Origin of the sequence: Enterococcus sp. DIV0901a, from assembly GCF_051711525.1 — a bacterium.
In the GTDB taxonomy this organism is placed as follows: domain Bacteria; phylum Bacillota; class Bacilli; order Lactobacillales; family Enterococcaceae; genus Enterococcus_B; species Enterococcus_B faecium.
The window spans coordinates 462,386-481,909 of sequence record NZ_JBIOMW010000001.1; the positions used below are offsets into that span (position 1 = coordinate 462,386).

The window sequence follows — 19,524 nt, forward strand, 5'->3', positions numbered from 1 at the left end:
TGCTACACTGTAAAGCGAAGACTAAAAAGGAGGAAAAGGGATGCGTACACTTATCATCATTAGCCATCCAACGATCGAAGAATCTTTAAATCAGCAATTTTTCAAAGAAGCTTCTGCTGGTTTACCAGCTACTTGGCATCATTTGGAATCAAGTTATCCAGACGGAAAAATAGATATAGAGACTGAACTACAGCTCTTGGCCCAGCATGATCGGATCATTTTCCAGTTTCCGTTTTACTGGTATAGTTCTCCTGCTCATTTAAAAATTTGGCAAGATAATGTTTTGGAACGAGCAGCACATGTATTAAAAGGGAAAGAACTAGGAATCGTATTGACAACAGGTGTGGCGGAAAAAGAATACCAAGCTGGAGGAAAAGAAGAATATACGATTTCCGAATTTTTGAGGCCGTATCAGCGAATCGCAAATAAATTCCATATGACCTATCTTCCGCCATTCGTTTTAGCACAATTTATGTATTTATCCCAGGAAAAACGTTGGGAGAAGCTAATTGCTTATCAGCAGTATCTCTCATTGGAAGGCAAACCATCGCTGACTCAGCGGATTGACTGGTTTATTCAAAGAGTACAGGAAAATCAGAAAATGCAGGAAGAAGAATCTGAAAAACAAGCATATATCGTAGAAGCACTGACTGAGGCAAAAGAGCAGATCGAAGACTTGACCTTTACACTGCAAGAAATGAAAGGAACTTCATTATGACAAATGATTGGCTGATCCAACAATTAGATGAATTAAGCGAAAAATCAGAATATCAAGACCGTGCGCTCTTATATGAAATAAAGAAACTGATGGCTGAGATAGACGAACGAACAATGCAGCTGCAAGGAGAAATCGACGGACAATCTTGGAATCATCTCAACTGGTGAAATTTTCTTATAAATAACAAAGATAAAAATGTGCACAGCGGCAATTATTTGCTACAATAAGAATATGAAGCGTTTGATAACGCTATTATACATAAAAATTGGTGGTGAAAAAAATGTATGATGAAAATGAGTGGGGAGAAAATGTTCGGATGACCCGAAGAAGACAGCAAAAACAGGCAGCTCGTAAGCGGATGATCATGATTGGGGCAGCAGTTGCCGTGTTTTTGATCATAGCAGGAGGAGTTGCGGGTCTATATTTTCATGGAAAAAATTCGTCAGAAGCGAAAAGTACGACCATAACGGAAACAACGACAAAGAAAACAGAGACGAAACAAACAAGTGAGTCATCAACTAAAACAAAAGAGACACAAACTTCTGAAGAAAAAACAGCAAATGGTTTGCCAGAGCAACTTCAAGCAATCGTAAATGATTATTCGAAAAAGATCGAAGAAAAGACGCCTGCATTGATTGAAGAATACCAGACAGAAATTCAGGGAAATCAAGAGGGCATAGCTGGTTTATCAGCAGTTGCTAACCAAAAAGCACGTGAGCTTCAAGCAATCTCCGACGAAGGGATCAGAAAATTACGTGCAGCGTATCAGGCAGCAGAAAATAAAGACGGTGTAGACTTAGATACTTTGATCAATCAATTATCGGCTAATTATACGAATCATGTAGCTAAGATTTCCGATATTTATTTGCAGACTAGCGCCTCTCTTCAAGCAGAGTCAACAAGCACACAAGACACAACATCTTCTGATTCTGAGACGGCAGAGTCGGTAGAAGCTTCTGAAATGCAAGCTCGAACAACACAAGACACAACAGATTCCTCTGAAACTAATACCAACAGCGCGACTTCACAAGCTGCGACAACCGTAGTTTTGGAAGGAGAAGGTCCAAATCAAATAGCCGAACGAACTGGCGTACCAGTAGAAACGATCTTGTCGCTGAATGGGATGAGCATGGAGAATTATTTCCTGACTCCCGGTGAGACGCTAAAATTGAATTGATAAAAGCAATAAAAAAGAACGAAGCTTCCACTAAGGTGAAGCTTCGTTCTTTTTTTATTTTCCGGTTCTTTTTTCGCGTACAAAGTAATGGATCGTCATGTAAAGCAAGAAAACGAGTCCAATAATCAATGAGATTCTCGTTTCAGGATTGATAAACATGAAAATCAATACGATAGCTAAAAAAGCAAGTGTCACATAATTCGTATAAGGAGATAGTGGCATTTTAAAAGGATGATCATGCATTTTATCTGCGTGCTTCTTTTTGAAGCGAATCTCGCTGATCAAAATCACTACCCAAGGAACCATACCAGGCAAAATACTTGAGCTGTATACGAAAACGAAAATATTTTCTGACTGGTTGATGAACATTGGTAGAAGATAATTTAAGATCAGACCAATTAAGATTCCACCTGAGATTGCTACGACAGGATAAAAAGGCGCGCCGTGACGAGAAAGTTTCAGAAATTTTTTAGACATCTTTCCATTCATGGCAAGTGTATAGACCATACGACTTGCGCTGAAAATCCCTGAATTGCAACCTGATAATGCCGCTGTAATCACGACAAAATTAATCAGTCCTGCAGCAAATGTAATGCCGACTTTAGAAAAAGTTTGTACAAAAGGTGAACCAATCTCACTCAATTGATTCCACGGATAGATACTCACAATGATAAAAATAGCACCAATATAAAAAATCAAGATTCGACCGATAGTGGACTGGACAGCTTCAATGATCGTCTTTTTAGGATTCTCTGCTTCACCAGCAGTCATTCCAATCAGTTCGATTCCTTGATAGGAAGCAACAACGATCGATAATGCAAAGAAAAATCCTTTGACGCCTCCAGTGAAGAATCCACCATTTTTCCAAAGATTTGAAATCCCTACTGCCTGACCATGATTACCAAATCCAAATAAGATTACCCCAAGACCTGCAATGATCATCAAAATGATCGTTATGACTTTGATGATCGAAAACCAAAATTCTAATTCGCCAAACGCCTTGACAGAAATAAGATTTGCCAGCATAAGAAACAAGACGACAATGATCCCGGGAATAATTGCCGGCAAATCAGGCCACCAATAATTCATATAAGATCCTACAGCAATCACTTCACTTATTCCTACGACAATATATTGAAAAATATTACTCCAAGCGGTCAAGTAGCCAGCCACAGGATGGATGTACTCGCTCGCGTAATTTGCAAAAGAACCAGTCGAAGGATCAACGTAAAGCATTTCGCCTAAAGCACGCATAATCAAATACAAAAAGAATCCTGCAATCGCATAGGCTCCCATCACTGAGGGCCCTGTCCAGCGTATGGTTGAGGAGGCACCCATAAACAGACCGACACCGATCGTTCCACCTAGTGCGATCATTTGGATATGACGGGCACTAAGACTTCGAGTTAACTTTTCTTCTTCCATACAAAAACTCCTTTCGTTGTTGAGTCAACAAGAAAAAATAATCAAACGTTTCAACACATGTTTTTCATTATTAGGTTAGCCTTATTGAACTCTTGATGTGATTCTACAGAAAATTTTCATAAAATGCGAGGAAAATTCGAAAAAAACTTTTTCATCATTCTACTTGAAAATGCTTTCCATTTTAGTTAAACTATATTTAAATAAAAAGTTAGGTTAACCTAAAAAGGAGTGTAAGATTTGGAACGTACGGCCATTGTAATTCAAGACCTTTCAGCCGCTTATCAAGGGAAAACTGTTTTGAAAACTATCAACTTGACGATAAATCCACAAAAAATTACCGGTATTATCGGACCAAACGGTGCAGGAAAATCAACATTTATGAAATCTTTGCTAGAGTTGATACCAGCTACTACTGGTAAAGTCACCTTTTCTGGACAGCCGGTAAACTCAGTCCGTAAAAAAATAGCCTACGTGGAACAGCGAAGTGAATTGGATCTTTCCTTTCCAATTGATGTATTAGGCGTTGTACTTTTAGGAACATATCCATCTTTACGAATTGGACAAAGACCTGGGAAAAAAGAAAAAGAACGTGCAAGACAAGCTTTGAAAAAAGTAGGGATGGAAGAATATGCCAAAAGACAGATCAGCGAACTATCGGGTGGACAGCTTCAGAGAGTTTTTATTGCAAGAGCTCTAGCCCAAGGAGCAGAATGGATCTTTTTAGATGAACCATTCGTAGGGATTGATGCGTTAAGTGAACGAAAGATCTTTGACATCTTGCAGGAATTGAAGAATTCAGGAAAAACGATTTTGATCGTCCATCATGATCTTCATAAAGTAGAAGAATATTTCGATGAGGTTATTCTTTTAAATAAACAGCTGATCGCTTCCGGTCCAGTACAAGAAGTCTTTACATCGAAGAACCTTCAATTGGCCTATGGTGAGATCATCAGACATTTAGTAAAAGGAGGAGAGAAAAAATGATCCAATCCTTTATTGATGGATTAATGAATTATCAATTCCTGCAATACGCTTTGGTCACTTCCATGCTTGTAGGACTTGCTTCTGGAGTCATCGGTTCTTTTATTATTTTACGAGGGATGTCTTTGATGGGAGACGCTATCTCTCACGCAGTTCTTCCAGGTGTAGCCATTTCTTATATGTTTGGTTTTAGTTACATCTTTGGAGCCACTGCTTTTGGGATGCTAACAGCAGCAGTGATTGGTTTCGTGACTCAGCGGAGCCGATTGAAAAATGATACAGCGATTGGAATTGTCTTTAGCTCCTTTTTTGCATTAGGGATTATCTTGATTTCATATGCCCAGAGTGCGACAGATTTGTATCATATTTTATTTGGGAATGTCTTAGCTGTTAGGGAAAGCGATTTGTTGCTGACAGCACTCGTTAGTGGAATCGTCTTGATATTTGTCTTTTTCTTTTATAAAGAATTGAAGATCACATCATTCGATCCGACAATGGCAAAAGCTTATGGGCTGAACACATCGCTGATCCATTATCTTTTGATGTTCTTTTTGACATTAGTGGCTGTAGTCAGTTTACAGACAGTAGGAACAATCTTGGTGATTGCCATGTTGATCACACCAGCCGCCACGGCTTACTTGCTAACGAACCATTTACTGAAAATGATCATTACAGCTGCAGGAATCGGTATGCTAAGTGCAGTTGTCGGTGTGTTTTTCAGTTATAGTTACAATTGGCCATCAGGAGCTACGATCGTGTTAGCATGTACCGCATTTTTTATCCTTGCTTTTTTATTTTCTCCAACAAAAGGAATTTTATTTCAGAAAGGAAGCAGATAGATGAAAACAAAAAAATCACTCTTTTTAATCTTGGCAGTTAGTTTCTTGGTATTAGCCGGTTGCGGAAAGCAGGCTTCTGACCAAGCGGATGAAGGAAGTAAAGGAAAGTTGTCAGTCGTGGCTACCAATTCGATCTTGGCGGACATGGCAAAAGAGGTCGGAACAGATCAAATAGATATCCACAGTATCGTACCAGTCGGAACAGATCCGCATGAATATGAAGTACTACCAGAAGACATCAAAAAGGCAAGCGATGCGGATGTTATTTTATACAACGGTTTGAATCTTGAAACAGGTAACAGCTGGTTCGATAACTTGATGGAAACGGCTAAAAAAGAAGAAGGAAAAGATTATTTTGCAGTTAGCAAAAATGTAGAACCTCTTTATTTAACTAGCGGTGAAGAACATACAAAAGCAGATCCCCATGCTTGGCTAGACCTATCTAACGGAATAAAATATGTGGAGGAAATCGCACGTATATTCTCTGAAAAAGATGCAGAAAATGCGACACTATATAAAAAAAATGCAGAAGCATATGTGGAAAAACTAAAAGAATTAGATACACAAGCGAAGGAAAGTTTTGCTTCTATCGAAGAGAACAAAAAATTATTAGTAACAAGTGAAGGGGCATTCAAGTATTTTTCACGAGCATATGATTTGCCAGCAGCTTATATATGGGAGATCAATACAGAAAGTCAAGGTACGCCTGATCAAATGAAAGCGATCATTGATCAGATAAGAGCAAAAGAAGTACCGGTTTTATTCGTGGAAACCAGTGTAGACTCAAGAAGCATGGAACGGGTAGCAAAAGAAACGGGTTTGAAAATTTATGATAAACTGTTCACTGATTCCATAGCAAAAGAAGGAGAACAAGGAGATTCTTACTATCAGATGATGAAATGGAATATTGAAACGATCCATGAAGGTTTGTCACAAATAAAAGAAAGCTGAAAAGTGCAAGGTCTAGCTTGAGGAGCAGGCCTTGCATTTTTTATAAGAGATATGAAAAAAATTATGCTGTTTTTCGGCGTACAGATACCTTTTTTGAAGAAATTCCGTTATAGTTAGAGTAAGGAAGGAAGGTGTGGCTATGAATTTTACACGTAAAGATAAATATACGATTAAAGAAGAAGTCTTTCGATTGATCAGCCAGCAGGAAAATACCGACAAGGATCAAGACCTTCAATTTCTTGAAGCAGAATTAGCTAAATTATTCATAGCAAATCAAAATGAGACAACAGAACCAGATGAAGAGCTGTACATAGGCAAATGGTTGTTTGATGAATTTCAGCCTTTAGATGAAAATACCGGTATCGGTTATTTTGTGTTCCTTTCTCCAGTCGGCTTCACACCTGGCGTATTAGTTAAACAAAACGACGAAATAACCGTCAAAGCATGGCCTGCATTATTTTCAGTCATCAAAGCAGAAGGAGTAATCAAAAAGATCCAGTCGGCCTATTATAAAAGTCAATTTATTGCCAACAGCAAATTAATGAATATGTTTTATAATCGTCTAGTAGAAATTGCTAGGCCTGGGAAAATCCCGCAAACATTCACGTACACACAGCAAAAAAATCTCTATGAAGAAGTATTGTATTCCCGCGATCTGTCTGAGTTTTCGCCATGGGAAGAGGTAAGGCTCCATGAACTGTTAAGTACAAAACCAGTTTCATTGAATTTTTTTAATGCATTAGATAACAAAAGAAAATTAATTTCAACAAATTATTGGGAAGTATTTGCTGCAAGAAAAAAATGGATGGAAGAAAAGAAGATTGCCGATCAGCAGATCCAGTTTGTCCAGCTGAAAAAAGAAAAACTATATTATGGGTTATACAGCCGTTAACAGCAAGCGAGGAAGACCATGACATTAAAAGAAGAAATCATACAAGAAAGCAAACGATTAGGAATTGACAAAATCGGGTTCACCACGGCGGAACCTTTTGATTCATTAAAAGAATCGTTGGAAGAACAAAAAGCAGCTGGCCATACTTCTGGCTTTGAACATCCAAATATCGATGAGCGTCTTTATCCAGAAATGACATTTGATCAGCCGAAATCGATCATTTCCATTGCACTTGCGTATCCTACTAGGATCCATGAAGAAGTGCCTAGGGATGAAAAACGCGGGCAGTTTGCTCGTGCTTCTTGGGGGATCGATTACCATGATATACTCAGAGACCGTTTGAACCGATTGATCGAATTCATCCAAACAAGAGTAGAAAAATGGCAAAAAGAAGAGGAATGGCGTCTAGCTCCGCAAGTAGATACTGGAGAACTGATCGATGTCGCTGTAGCACAGCGAGCTGGTTTAGGATTTATTGGACGAAACGGATTGTTGATCACTGAAGAGTTCGGTTCATTTGTCTATCTTGGTGAGATCGTTACTAATATTGTATTTGAGCCTGATAAACCAGGAGAATTTGGTTGCGGTGATTGTATGCGCTGCGTGACTGCTTGTCCGACAAAAGCATTGCTTGGTGACGGAAGAATGAATGCCCAGCGATGTTTGTCTTATCAAACTCAGACAAAAGGGATGATGCCGGAAGAATATCGTAAAAAAATGCGAAATGTCATTTATGGGTGTGATATCTGCCAGTTAGTCTGCCCTTACAATCAAGGAAAAGATTTTCATTTTCATGAAGAGATGGAACCAAAAGTAGACGAAGTATATCCAAAATTAAAGCCAATGCTTTCGATGTCTAATAAAGACTTCAAACAGCAATTTGGGCATTTAGCTGGTTCATGGCGTGGGAAGAAACCTTTGCAGAGAAACGCATTGATTGCTTTAGCTAATCTAGGTGATCGAACGGCATTGCCTGAGATTTCAGAATGTTTAACAGATGTCCGCCCTGTCATCAGAGGAACAGCAGCTTGGGCTATTGGACGTCTAGGAACAAAAGAACCGGAAAAATGGCTTGATGTATTAGATGAAATATTAGCTAAAGAAACAGAAGAAGTCGTTATAAACGAATTGGAACATGCCCAGAAATTATTGCGGAGAAAGTTAAAATAAAAAAATAGTTAACATTATTCAAAGTTTTTGTCCAGTAATTGTTGTAACAATTACTGGTTTTTTTGTATTTTTTACATTTTTTTAAGAGAATTTGATAAAAATCAAAAATTTTTTTGCTTTTTTTTATGGATTATTGCAGTAAATGTTACAGAATCTACGTTTTTCATTCAAAAATAAAAAAACATAGAAAAACGATTACTTTGCTTATACAACAAGGATTTTATGGTTTTGTATCAAAAAAATATTTGTTTAAATGTTACAAATATTAAATAATTCGTCATTTTGTCATTAAATGTCATGATTCTTTTACCTATGAAATATTTCTAAATGATAAAGTTAATAGCGTCGAAAGAATAAAAAACGGAGAAAAAAAGGAGTTTAATATGAATTCATTTAAGAAAATTGTTTTAGGTACAACTTTTGCTGCTGGTGCTACTGCAATGTTTGTAGGAACTACAAATGCTCACGCTGATGAAGTTTATACAGTAAAATCAGGTGATTCATTATCTAAGATCTCACAAAAATTTGCAGGAGACAACTCAATGATCGATGCAATTGCTGAAAAAAATTCGATCGCAAACATCAACCGCATTTATGTTGGTGAACAATTAACAATCCCAACTTCAAATGATTCTTCAGCAACAACAGAAAACAAAACAACAGAAAATACAGCATCTACAACTGAAACAGCAACGCAAGAACATACATACGTTGCACCTGTTGAAACAGTTGAAGTAGCTCCTGCTGCCCCAGTTGCTGCAACAGCGCCAACTTCAAGCTCTGCAAAAGAATGGATCGCACAAAAAGAATCAGGCGGTTCATACACAGCTACTAACGGACGTTACATCGGCCGTTATCAATTAGATGCTTCATACTTAAACGGCGACTATTCAGCTGCCAATCAAGAACGTGTAGCAGAACAATATGTAACATCTCGTTATGGTTCATGGGATGCTGCTAAAACATTCTGGTTAGCAAACGGCTGGTACTAAGCCGATAAAAGGAAAATGATGAAACCGAGAAACTTGTTTATTCAAGTTCTCGGTTTTTTTGTGTGAAAAATAACTCGTTTGCTTCCCACAGCGCAGCAGTACAAATAAAAACTCGAATAATGTATAATAAAGAAAACGTTTTTTTGTTTAGGGAATGAGGAGGAGCCATGAGTACAAAAGAGAGTCTCGAATTAAACGAAATCACAAGTGGAAATCCACTGTTATCCAGTATTCGATCGATTGTAGAAACGACATTTTACGGTAATAATGTTCATGAAGTTTTTGACAGGAAGACAGCTTATCAACTAGCAAAAGGGAGTCCAGGAACGATCATCACAGATTTAACAATCTCACATGCTGAAGAACTAGATTTACCAGCTGATGTCAGGACACTAGTATTCAATGATGGAAGCATTGTGGGAAGAACAGCAAGTGCTCGGCGGATCTTTGAGGACTTAGACAAGGAACAAAGCAAATACGAGAAAATTTTAAGAGAAGCTGTGTATCAAAGTCGCAAACGCCAGTTTTACCATACAAAAGTAATCGTTGGCCTATCTGAAGAATTTTCTGTGCAAAGTCATTTGCTGATTCCAGAAGGATTTGAGAACAATTTATATTCTTATTTGCTGAATTTTCAGCCAGCGAATTCGAAGATCTTAAAGACTTATCAAAAGTCTGTTTCCTTTGATGAGGGAGATCTTTATATCTTTTGTGATCCCGAGTGGACACATGAAACATTTCCCAATGGACTCATTTTGTTTGATGCTCTCCATAATACAGCGGCTGTGCTAGGATTACGTTACTTTGGAGAATTAAAAAAAGCGACTTTGACGCTTGCTTGGGCATTGGGAAATCGCAATGGTTTTATTGCCTGCCACGGTGGGATGAAACAATATGCTAGTAATGACCAGACCTATACGATGGCTGTATTTGGGTTGTCCGGTTCTGGAAAATCAACGATTACCTTAGCAAAACATACGGAAGGTCACTCTGTTTCGATCTTGCATGACGATGCTTTCGTTATTTCTCGAAAAAATGGTTTTGCTACTGCCTTGGAACCTTCTTACTTTGATAAAACACAAGACTATCCGTCTGATGATCCGGCCATTTCTTCTTTCCTTACTTGTCAGAATGTGGGCGTGACATGTACAAGTAAAGGAGAAAAAGTCCTAGTAACAGGAGATATACGAAACGGAAATGGGCGGACAGTCAAATCACGTTATGCGACACCCGACCGAGTCGATCATCTTAGCGAAAAGATCGATGCTGTTTTTTGGATCATGAAAGATGATTCGCTTCCGCCAATTATCAAGATCAATGACCCGGTTTTAGCAGCGTCTTTTGGTGCAACATTAGCAACAAAACGATCAGACGCGGAAAATATCACTACAAAAAGACAGCTAGATGAGCTAGTCATTGAACCATTTGCTAATCCTTTCCGTGTCTATCCTCTTAGGGAAGACTATCAAGCTTTTCGAGAGTTGTTTTTGAAACAGCAAACAGCCTGCTATGTCCTGAATACTGGATATTTCGATGATAAAAAAATCAAACCTGAAACGACATTGTCAATCGTTGAAAGAATCGTGCAACAAACGGCAGAATTCAAGTCGTTTGGTCCATTTGAAGACATCCACTATTTACCTATACCAGATTTTCCTGTTTCTTTTGAGGATACGTCCTATAAAAATCTGGTGAAACAACGACTTGATATTCGTTTACGATTCATTGAAGCTCAGATAGGAAAAGATCTCTTGCCAGATGAAGCAAAAGAAAGTTTGGAGAATTTGATTCAGAAATTGAACTAAAATAACAGCTTTTTCAAGAAGTAATCCATGCGCAATATCGCTCGGGATCCTTACTTGAAAAAGCTGTTTTTCTATGATGGATTTTTCGTAATATAGGTGGAGATGTCCTTTTGATAATCTTCCGTAGGCCAATGACCAGTATTTAAGAAGTTGGCTAATAGATAGCCGATATAAGGACCTGTGGTCAAGCCAGAAGAGCCTAGACCGCTAGCAGCCAGTAAGCTTGGATCATCTGGCAGTACGCCGAAAAATGGGGAAAAATCTGACGTATAAGCACGGGTACCTACACGGAACTCGTATGGCCAGTTTTTTATCTGATCTGGATCAGTCAAGAACTGTTCTGTACTCTTAGTCAATCCCTTATAAGCTTCGCTAGTAGGAGCCAAATCCCAGCCTTGATCGTTTTCATGGGTAGCACCTAAAAGGATCTTTCCATCCATGAAAGGAATGAAATCAGCTTCTCCGTCAAGCATAGCAACAGGCCAGTCTTGACTCATCTTATAAGATGTCTGAAATGCTAAGAGCTGCCCTTTTTGCGGACGTATATCTGCAGCATAGCCTAATTCTTGTAATAAAGGCTTAAGTGCCGGGCCAGGTGTCAAAATTACACGATCAGCTGTGTATTCTCCAAACGGTCCCTTGATGAGCCAAGAATCGCTCTTCTTATGCAAAGTGACTTTTGCCTGGATCTGCTCCATTTGTTTTTGTGCTAAACGCTGACCAAGATGTTCTAAATATGCTTTTCCATCCAGACGACCACCACCACTGATACGCAGTGAAACTGCTGGTTTCAATAACGGAAGTGCTTGAGATGTTTGTTCAGGTGAAAGCCATTCGATGTTTCCAATTTCTGGCGCTTCTTCTTTTCGTTTCTCGGCAAGAACAGCCAATTCAGCTAAATCTTTTTCAGGTCGAAGCAAAAGTGTCCCTGATTGTGCGTAAATCGTTTGATCAAGTTGGAAATCTTTTATAAGTTTAGGGAAAAAAGCAGCGCCGTCTTTAGCCAGACGATACCATTGTTTGTTTCTGCGTTTCGACAACCAAGGGGAGATAATCCCAGCGCTAGCTTTAGTTGCCTGTCCTGTCCCTTCATCAAATAAAGCAACATTGAATTTTGATGTATCTAAGTAACTGGCTAGGGTCATACCAATGATCCCGCCACCGATAATGGCAATTTTTTCCATAAAAAAGCCTCCTTTTACAAACAACCATTTTCACACAAAAAAACGGCAGATGCAACACCTGCCGTATATGGAATCTACGCTTTTTTAGCAAAGAACAGATAATAGGCGAATCGAGCAAAGCTTACGAGAAGCAACAGCAACAAGACGCCTAATGCTGCTTTTGATCCTAATGTAGTAGACACTTCATAGTTATGGGAAGTATGATGCTGGACGTAATTGATAATGACCGCTACTAATGAAGTAGCCACAGCGCCAGAAAACTGCTGCAAGGTATTGAACATTGCGTTCCCGTCTCCTTGTAGTTTTTCATTCAGTGCATTCATTCCGGTGGTCATCATATTGCTGTAAGATAATCCGATACCGATCATATAAAACACATGACAAGCAATCAATACACCCACTGAAGCGTGTCCTATGAGTAGGAATAATGCTAGCCAACCAATCAAAGAAAGAATCAGCCCAGCAAAAATTGGCTTCTTCGGACCATATTGATCCAGCATTTTCCCGGAAAAAGGAGAAAGCAAAGCACCAACCGCTGCGCCGGGAAGCATCGCTAATCCAGCGACAAAAGGACTACTTCCTTGAACGATCTGAAGGAAATTCGGCAAGACAAAAGATACACCAAGTAATAAAAACTGATAAACTAAGAAGCCAATCAAAAACAAGCGGAATGTTTTATTTGAAAGAATAGACAGTCGGATCAGCGGATGCTCCACTTTTTTACTTCGATAGTAAAAAAGGAACCAGCCAATACCGCCGATGATTAAAGCAATCCAGCTGGAAACTGTTCCCAACGTACTCAAAAATGTTAGACTTCCACTAAACAAAAGACAAATTCCTAAAACGCTTATCCAATCCAAATAACCACTTTTTTGTACTGCCATCTCGGGAATAGCAAACCAGCCGATAATCAAAGAAAGAATCAAAACGGGCACAAGAAACAGGAAGATATGATTCCATGTAAAATGTGAAGTCATAATGCCTCCATAAGTGGGACCAATTGCTGGAGCAATGGCCGTTGTCAAAGTACCGACACCCATCATCGCGCCTCGTCGATTGAGGGGGGCAAATGTCAAGATAATATGGAACATCAACGGAAGAGCGATACCTGTCGCTGCACCTTGGAGCAATCGACCAAACAATAGGACCATGAAGGTAGGAGAGAAGAAATCGATCATTATACCTGCCAAGAAAAGCAGATTTGAAGCTAAAAAGAGTTTTTTGAGACTAAAATTGCGATTCAAATAAGTAGACAGCGGAACAATGATCGAAATCATCAAAAGATAAATCGTTGTTACCCATTGGACTTGTGCAGTCGTTAAATCAAACTGTCTGATAAGAGTTGGGAAAGTTACATTCATGGCCGTCTCGATCAATACGCCCGCAAAAGACATCATCCCTGTTGCAATTACTGCAGGTACTAAAAGCAGCTGTTTTTGTTTTGTCATTTACATCACCTCTAAAAAATTTCGTAAAAAAAGAGAGTGATTTCTATTATAAAAATAGAAACCGCCTCTCTCTCGACACGCCGAAACGTGTTATCTGTACGATTTATTTACTTCACTTATTCTAGCACAAACTGAAAAATAGTGTCAACACGATTAGCCAAGTCACTCAAAAAGAGGTATGATAATAAATAACTAAATGGAATTTCGCGGAGGAAGAAAAATGGAAAAAATTGAATGGCGTAAAGACAAGAGCTATAGTATGAAAAAAAGCCCGCAAATACTAGAGGTTCCTAAAAAACCATTCTTTAGCATCAGAGGGATCGGCGACCCGAATCAGGAAGACTTTAAACGAAGAGTAGCCTGTCTATATGCAGTCAGCTATGCAATACGCATGTCGCCTAAAAAAAATTGGCTGATTCCTGATTATCAGATGTATACTGTCTATCCACTGGAAGGACAATGGGGACTGCAAGAAAAGTATTTGCATGAACCAGTGATGAAAAAAGAACATTTTTCTTATCAATTGATGATCCGACAGCCTGACTTTGTTACAGAAGCGATAGCACAAGAAGCCATTCAGCGTTCTAGCAAACTTCCGGAAGACTTGAAAGAACAAGTAGTATTCAAAAAGATGGAAGAAGGTCTTTGTGCCCAAATCTTACACGTCGGGCCCTATGACGAAGAACCAGCAACGTTTGAGAAATTAGAAGCATTCATCGCAAAAGAAGGCTATGAAAGAGCTTCTAAAGAACACAAAGAGATTTACATCAGCGATCCAAGAAAATCAGCACCTGAAAAAATGAAGACGATTTTGCGTGTTAAAATAGAAAAAGGTTAGCAACCTGAATGAAAACAAAAAATAAAAGTAAAAAATACCAAAATATGAAGAAATATTACTTATCTTTTGCTATAATCAACATTGAGAGGTGTCTAATATGAAAAAGAAACAGCGACAAGCACTGATCCGCCAGATCATTACAGAACAACCTATTGGGACACAGGAAGAGCTGCTTGCGCGGCTGCATGAAGCAGGCGCCGATGTGACTCAAGCAACGATTTCTCGAGACATTCGAGAAATGAAGTTAGTAAAAAGTCAAAATGAAAACAAAATAGTACGCTATACATTATTTAACCAGCCATCTGTTTCTTTAAATGAAGAACGTTTGCGTACAGCAATTAGACGCGAGGTTTTGCGTATCCAGTCTGTTCAGTTCATGGTCATCGTATTGACTGAACGAAATGGTGCCGATGTGGTAACGAATTGGCTAGATGAAGTGGCTTACCCTGAAGTTGTCGGAACGATGGCCGGTGTAGATACATTCATTATTATTTGCCGCTCAGAAGAAGAAGCACAGCGATTTGCAGAAAAGCTGGAAAAAATGAGGGAATAAATGAGGAGGACTTTTATATGAAAGATATGAAAGCGCTGCAAAATGGATCGGATATTCGAGGAATCGCATTACCAGTTGAAGGATATGAAGTAAACTTGACGACAGACATGGTAAAAAAGATCGGCTGGGGACTAGCAAACTGGATAAAGAAAAAGAAGAAATCAACCGATCCAAATAAAAAATGGACGATTGGGATTGGTCATGACAGTAGGATAAGCGGACCAGCACTGAAAGAGGCGTTGATCCAAAGTCTGAAAGAACAAGGGATACATGTCATCGATTTCGAATTAGCTACTACGCCTGCTATGTTTATGTCCACTCAATTTGAACAGTTCTCGTGCGATGCTGCGGTTATGCTGACTGCTAGCCATCTTCCCTATTATTATAATGGAATAAAATTCTTTACCTCAGAAGGAGGAGCAGAAAAAGAAGATATTGCTTTTATCCTATCACAGCAGCAAAAAATAAAAAGCGAACAAACTGGAAGCGTAGAAAAAGCAGACCTTTTGACACCTTATGCGCAAGATTTAGTCACAAAAATTAAAAAGGGGATTGGAACACTAGAAAGCAAACCACTAAATGGTTGGAAAATCATTGTTGATGCCGGAAATGGTGCTGGTGGATTCTTTGCTGAAAAAGTATTGAATAGCTTAGGTGCGGATTCAACAGGTTCCCAATTTTTGGAACCAGATGGCCGATTTCCTAATCATATCCCAAATCCTGATAATAAAGAAGCGATGGAAAGTATCAAGCAGGCTGTTTTAGCAAATGAAGCAGATCTTGGGATCATTTTCGATACAGATGTGGATCGTTCTGCAGTTGTCAGTGCTTCTGGAACAGTGATCAATCGAAATAATTTGATCGCAGTATTAAGTACAATCGTATTAAAAGAGCATCCAGGAACAAGAATCGTGACGAATTCCCCTACTTCTTCTCATCTACAAAGATTCATTGAAGAAAAAGGAGGCATCCAAGTTCGTTATATTTCCGGCTATCGAAATGTAATCAATAAAGCATTAGAACTTAACCGTCTTGGGAAAGATACACAGCTAGCCATCGAAACAAGCGGACACGCTGCATTCAAGGAAAATTATTTTCTGGATGATGGTGCATATGTCATCGCAAAGATCCTGATGCTTTTGCCAGAATTAAAAAGAAAAGGTATCACATTAGATGAACAAATCAAAGAGTTGAAACAGCCCGTAGAAGTACAAGAAATCCGACTAAAATTGTTCAGCGATGAACCACGCGAACAAGGAAACAAGATATTAGAAGAAATGAAGCGACTGTTGGAAGAAGAAAAAGGGATGAACTTCGACCCGGAAAATGAAGAAGGTATTCGGTATGATCTAGAAGAGCCATACGGAAACGGCTGGTTTTTGATCCGTTTAAGCTTACATGAGCCGTTACTAGTATTACAGATAGAAAATGATGAATTCGGAAAGAACAAGTTGGCGTTAGTAAAATTAGCAAAATTATTCGGACATTTTTCTGATCTTGAATCATTAACAGCAGAATAAACCAGTCTTTTTGAAAGGCTAGTTGCTTGGACGGCAAAAAAAGTGGTATGGTTAAATCGAATGCTGGTAGGGAGACCAGCAAAAGGAGGAAAAAATGGTAACGAATATGGTTATTTTTTTAACAGTATTGGTTTATGGGGTCAACTTTCTGGTATATATGTATCTTAAAATCAATCATATAAAAGATTATGTAGAAAAGATTGCTATTTATTTTGGAACAAATATGACGCTGTTGTTCACGAGTAGTATTTTTTTGTTTTTTGGAAAAATAGTAGAAGACGGCATTCTGGTATTCGAATAAGCAGAATTTTTGTAGAAAGCGCCTTACTTGTCATACACTATAATTATAGCCAAGTAGCAAATGGTCAATCGAAAGGAGCAGTACAATGAAAAAAGCATACGAAACAGCAATGATCAACCATGGCGGGCGCAATGGAGAAGTCGAGGCACCAAATGGCTCGATGCATATGAAAATCACTCCTCCAGGAATCCATGCAGAAGGAACAAATCCAGAACAATTATTTGCAGCAGGTTATGCTTCTTGTTTCAATGGGGCGGTACAACATATGATCAAAGAAGCAGGAATGACAGCAGAGTCCACAGTAAAAGCACGTGTCTCTCTTTATAATTTAGATGATGGCGGCTATCAGATCGGTGTAGTGTTAGAAGTGCATATCGATGGCATCAGCGAAGAAGAAGCCCAAAAAATTGCAGAAGATGCGCATGAATTCTGCCCTTACTCCAAAGCAACTAGAGGAAATATCGATGTAGAAGTAACGATTGTTTAGAAGAATAAAGGAAATCGAACCAGACTAAAAACGTGAAAGGACCGCTTTTTGTCTGGTTTTTTTTGACAAATAAAGCAGATGATTTGGAAAATAGACGATTATCGGTTATCATATTTTTGTACCAATCGGTAGGTAAAAAAGAAGCGAGGGAAAAATGATGGAAAAATATCAAAATATTGTGATCGGTTTTGGAAAGGGCGGTAAGACTTTAGCAAAGGCGTTAGCTTCAAAAGGCGAATCGGTTTTAGTCGTTGAAAAGTCAACACGTATGTATGGCGGAACATGTATCAACATCGGCTGTATTCCTTCTAAATCATTGATTTTCAATGGAGAAAGAGGAATCGACTTTACAGAGGCTGTTGCTCGGAAAGAAAAATTGACGGGCATGCTTCGAGCCAAAAATTATCATATGATCAGCGATGAGGCAACTGGGACAGTGATGGACGGTACAGCACGTTTTCTTTCTAACCATCAAATCGAAGTGACGAATAATGGTGAAAAAGTGATTGTTGAAGGCGAACGGATTTTCATCAATACTGGTTCTGAACCAATCATTTTACCAATCAAAGGATTGAATACAAGTCGCTACTTGATTGATTCTACGCAAGCGATGGATCAGGAACAATTACCGGAAAAATTAGTGATCATCGGGGCTGGATATATTGGCTTGGAATTTGCATCAATGTTCAATGAATACGGATCTAAAGTTGTCGTTCTTGATGCCCATCCTGAATTTCTTCCTCGTGAAGATGAAGATATCGCGCAAATGATTTTAGAAGACATGACAAATGCGGGAATCGAATTCCATCTAGGTGTATCTGTAGATCAAGTAGCAGACCAAGAATCAACAGCTGCCGTCACCTTTACAGAAGATGGCCAAGAAGTAACAATCCAAGCGTCAAAAGTTTTGGCTGCAACTGGAAGAAAACCAAGTACAGCATCACTTGGATTAGAAAATACAGATGTTAAACTAACAGATCGCGGAGCAATCGCTGTGGATGAATACCTTCGTACAGATGCAGACAACATTTGGGCGATTGGAGACGTCAAAGGCGGATTGCAGTTCACTTATATTTCTCTAGATGATTATCGAATTATCATGGATCAGTTGAAAGGCGAGAATACACGAACAACGAATAACCGGAAAGCTGTGCCTTACAGTGTATTTATCACTCCAACTTTATCCAATGTAGGATTAACAGAAAAACAAGCCAAAGCACAAGGCGTCAATTACAAATTATTCAAGTATATGACAAGCGGTGTTCCTAAAGCACAAGTATTAGAAGATCCTAAAGGGGTATTCAAAGTTTTAGTCGACCCTGAAACTGACTTGATTCTAGGGGCAAGTATCTATGCGGAAGATTCTCATGAAGTCATCAACTTGATTTCGCTAGCTATGAATGGAAAACTTCCTTATACGTTATTGAGAGATCAAATCTATTCTCATCCAACAATGAGTGAAGCTCTAAATGATGTATTAAAATAAATAACGAATGGAGAATTTATCATGTTCAACAACAAAAATACAGCAGTAGTTCTAACTGACCCGCAAGTCGAGTTCTTGAAACCAGCAGGCGGTGGCTTTGGTTTGACAAAAGATATCTTAGAAAAATACAATACGATCGAAAATATGATCGAAATGGTGAAACAAGCAAAAGAAAAAGGATACAAACTCTTTATTTCTCCTCATTATTTTTATCCACATGACCATAAATGGCAATTTGGCGGTGCAGGAGAACATATGATGCTTGAGCAGCAGATGTTTGCTAGAAAAAGTCAATATGAACCAGTCGAAGAAGGTTCAGGAGCCGATTTTATCGAAGAATTGAAACCATATTTGGATGAAAATACGATCATCAGCTCTCCTCATAAAATCTTTGGACCAGAAAGCAATGATTTGGCGCTTCAATTGAGAAAAAATGGAATCGACACAGTAATTCTCGGTGGAATGAACGGAAACTTGTGTAGCGATTCCCATATGCGTGAATTGGTAGAGAGTGGATTCAATGTTGTTGTAGCGACAGATGCAATTGGTGCTCCTGGCCAAGAAGCAATGGATGCAGCGTTGACGAACTTTGGCTTTATTGCAGATCAAGTGATGACAACAGAGGAAGTATTAGAGCAACTATCATAAGATAGGAACTGCTTTTGTCCTCGCAGTTCTTGAATCAATGAACATCTAGCTATATGAGAACACATGAGAACAGTTTTATAGTGAGGGCTGCGTCAGATAATTTGGCACA

The 19,524-nt window shown here is 38.8% G+C and carries 20 protein-coding genes; 17 read left to right on the forward strand and 3 right to left on the reverse strand.

Features of this window, described 5'->3' with window-relative positions:
- Positions 1-40 precede the first annotated feature (40 nt).
- The 3 genes from IGL70_RS02205 (at position 41) to IGL70_RS02215 (ending at position 1,895) form a co-directional block, all read left to right on the forward strand.
- Positions 41-718, forward strand: coding sequence for an NAD(P)H-dependent oxidoreductase (locus tag IGL70_RS02205; RefSeq protein ID WP_002286851.1), 678 nt, complete (start codon positions 41-43; stop codon positions 716-718).
- The gene (locus IGL70_RS02210; RefSeq protein WP_002286849.1) at positions 715-885 is read left to right on the forward strand and encodes a hypothetical protein; all 171 of its coding nucleotides are present in this window, start codon (positions 715-717) and stop codon (positions 883-885) included. Before IGL70_RS02205 ends, IGL70_RS02210 begins: the two co-directional genes overlap by 4 nt.
- A gap of 113 nt (positions 886-998) precedes the next feature.
- Positions 999-1,895, forward strand: a complete 897-nt coding sequence (locus IGL70_RS02215) for a LysM peptidoglycan-binding domain-containing protein (protein ID WP_002286848.1) — start codon at positions 999-1,001, stop codon at positions 1,893-1,895.
- A gap of 54 nt (positions 1,896-1,949) precedes the next feature.
- On the opposite strand, the gene IGL70_RS02220 is transcribed toward IGL70_RS02215, so the two are convergent.
- Positions 1,950-3,320, reverse strand: coding sequence for an amino acid permease (locus tag IGL70_RS02220; RefSeq protein WP_002318348.1), 1,371 nt, complete (start codon positions 3,318-3,320; stop codon positions 1,950-1,952).
- Between the two features lie 237 nt (positions 3,321-3,557).
- Here IGL70_RS02220 and IGL70_RS02225 point away from each other — a divergent pair, with 237 nt between their 5' ends.
- From IGL70_RS02225 to IGL70_RS02255, 7 genes are all read left to right on the forward strand, one after another.
- On the forward strand, positions 3,558-4,304 hold the full coding sequence (locus tag IGL70_RS02225) for a metal ABC transporter ATP-binding protein (RefSeq protein ID WP_002293686.1): 747 nt from the start codon (positions 3,558-3,560) through the stop codon (positions 4,302-4,304).
- Positions 4,301-5,140: a metal ABC transporter permease gene (locus tag IGL70_RS02230; protein WP_002286845.1), complete on the forward strand. Its 840-nt coding sequence runs from the start codon at positions 4,301-4,303 to the stop codon at positions 5,138-5,140. Before IGL70_RS02225 ends, IGL70_RS02230 begins: the two co-directional genes overlap by 4 nt.
- Complete coding sequence (locus tag IGL70_RS02235; protein WP_002300346.1) at positions 5,141-6,091, forward strand: metal ABC transporter substrate-binding protein; 951 nt, start codon at positions 5,141-5,143, stop codon at positions 6,089-6,091.
- A gap of 139 nt (positions 6,092-6,230) precedes the next feature.
- Entirely contained in the window at positions 6,231-6,983 is a 753-nt protein-coding gene (locus tag IGL70_RS02240) for a hypothetical protein (RefSeq protein WP_002286840.1), read from the forward strand.
- An 18-nt stretch (positions 6,984-7,001) separates the two neighbouring features.
- Positions 7,002-8,153 (forward strand): tRNA epoxyqueuosine(34) reductase QueG, encoded by a 1,152-nt coding sequence (queG, locus tag IGL70_RS02245; protein WP_113844040.1) that lies wholly within the window; start codon positions 7,002-7,004, stop codon positions 8,151-8,153.
- Positions 8,154-8,536: 383 nt separating this feature from the next.
- Positions 8,537-9,145 (forward strand): LysM peptidoglycan-binding domain-containing protein, encoded by a 609-nt coding sequence (locus IGL70_RS02250; protein WP_002349793.1) that lies wholly within the window; start codon positions 8,537-8,539, stop codon positions 9,143-9,145.
- Between the two features lie 167 nt (positions 9,146-9,312).
- Entirely contained in the window at positions 9,313-10,950 is a 1,638-nt protein-coding gene (locus tag IGL70_RS02255; RefSeq protein WP_002300343.1) for a phosphoenolpyruvate carboxykinase (ATP), read from the forward strand.
- Between the two features lie 71 nt (positions 10,951-11,021).
- On the opposite strand, the gene IGL70_RS02260 is transcribed toward IGL70_RS02255, so the two are convergent.
- Both IGL70_RS02260 and IGL70_RS02265 read right to left on the reverse strand, forming a co-directional pair.
- Positions 11,022-12,134, reverse strand: coding sequence for an NAD(P)/FAD-dependent oxidoreductase (locus IGL70_RS02260; protein WP_002286834.1), 1,113 nt, complete (start codon positions 12,132-12,134; stop codon positions 11,022-11,024).
- A 74-nt stretch (positions 12,135-12,208) separates the two neighbouring features.
- Positions 12,209-13,582, reverse strand: coding sequence for an MFS transporter (locus IGL70_RS02265; protein ID WP_002300339.1), 1,374 nt, complete (start codon positions 13,580-13,582; stop codon positions 12,209-12,211).
- 220 nt (positions 13,583-13,802) lie between these two features.
- On the opposite strand from IGL70_RS02265, the gene IGL70_RS02270 reads away from it, so the two are divergent.
- The 7 genes from IGL70_RS02270 to IGL70_RS02300 all read left to right on the forward strand — a co-directional run bounded on the left by IGL70_RS02270 (position 13,803) and on the right by IGL70_RS02300 (position 19,415).
- On the forward strand, positions 13,803-14,420 hold the full coding sequence (locus tag IGL70_RS02270) for a GyrI-like domain-containing protein (RefSeq protein ID WP_002325134.1): 618 nt from the start codon (positions 13,803-13,805) through the stop codon (positions 14,418-14,420).
- Between the two features lie 97 nt (positions 14,421-14,517).
- Positions 14,518-14,973, forward strand: a complete 456-nt coding sequence (gene argR, locus IGL70_RS02275; RefSeq protein ID WP_002286829.1) for an arginine repressor — start codon at positions 14,518-14,520, stop codon at positions 14,971-14,973.
- A gap of 17 nt (positions 14,974-14,990) precedes the next feature.
- Entirely contained in the window at positions 14,991-16,493 is a 1,503-nt protein-coding gene (locus IGL70_RS02280; RefSeq protein WP_002286827.1) for a phosphomannomutase/phosphoglucomutase, read from the forward strand.
- 94 nt (positions 16,494-16,587) lie between these two features.
- Entirely contained in the window at positions 16,588-16,794 is a 207-nt protein-coding gene (locus IGL70_RS02285) for a hypothetical protein (protein ID WP_002293677.1), read from the forward strand.
- An 85-nt stretch (positions 16,795-16,879) separates the two neighbouring features.
- The gene (locus IGL70_RS02290; protein WP_002286825.1) at positions 16,880-17,281 is read left to right on the forward strand and encodes an organic hydroperoxide resistance protein; all 402 of its coding nucleotides are present in this window, start codon (positions 16,880-16,882) and stop codon (positions 17,279-17,281) included.
- Positions 17,282-17,435: 154 nt separating this feature from the next.
- Positions 17,436-18,767: an FAD-containing oxidoreductase gene (locus IGL70_RS02295; RefSeq protein WP_002300334.1), complete on the forward strand. Its 1,332-nt coding sequence runs from the start codon at positions 17,436-17,438 to the stop codon at positions 18,765-18,767.
- 21 nt (positions 18,768-18,788) lie between these two features.
- Positions 18,789-19,415: a cysteine hydrolase gene (locus tag IGL70_RS02300; RefSeq protein WP_002300333.1), complete on the forward strand. Its 627-nt coding sequence runs from the start codon at positions 18,789-18,791 to the stop codon at positions 19,413-19,415.
- The last annotated feature ends 109 nt before the right edge of the window (positions 19,416-19,524 follow it).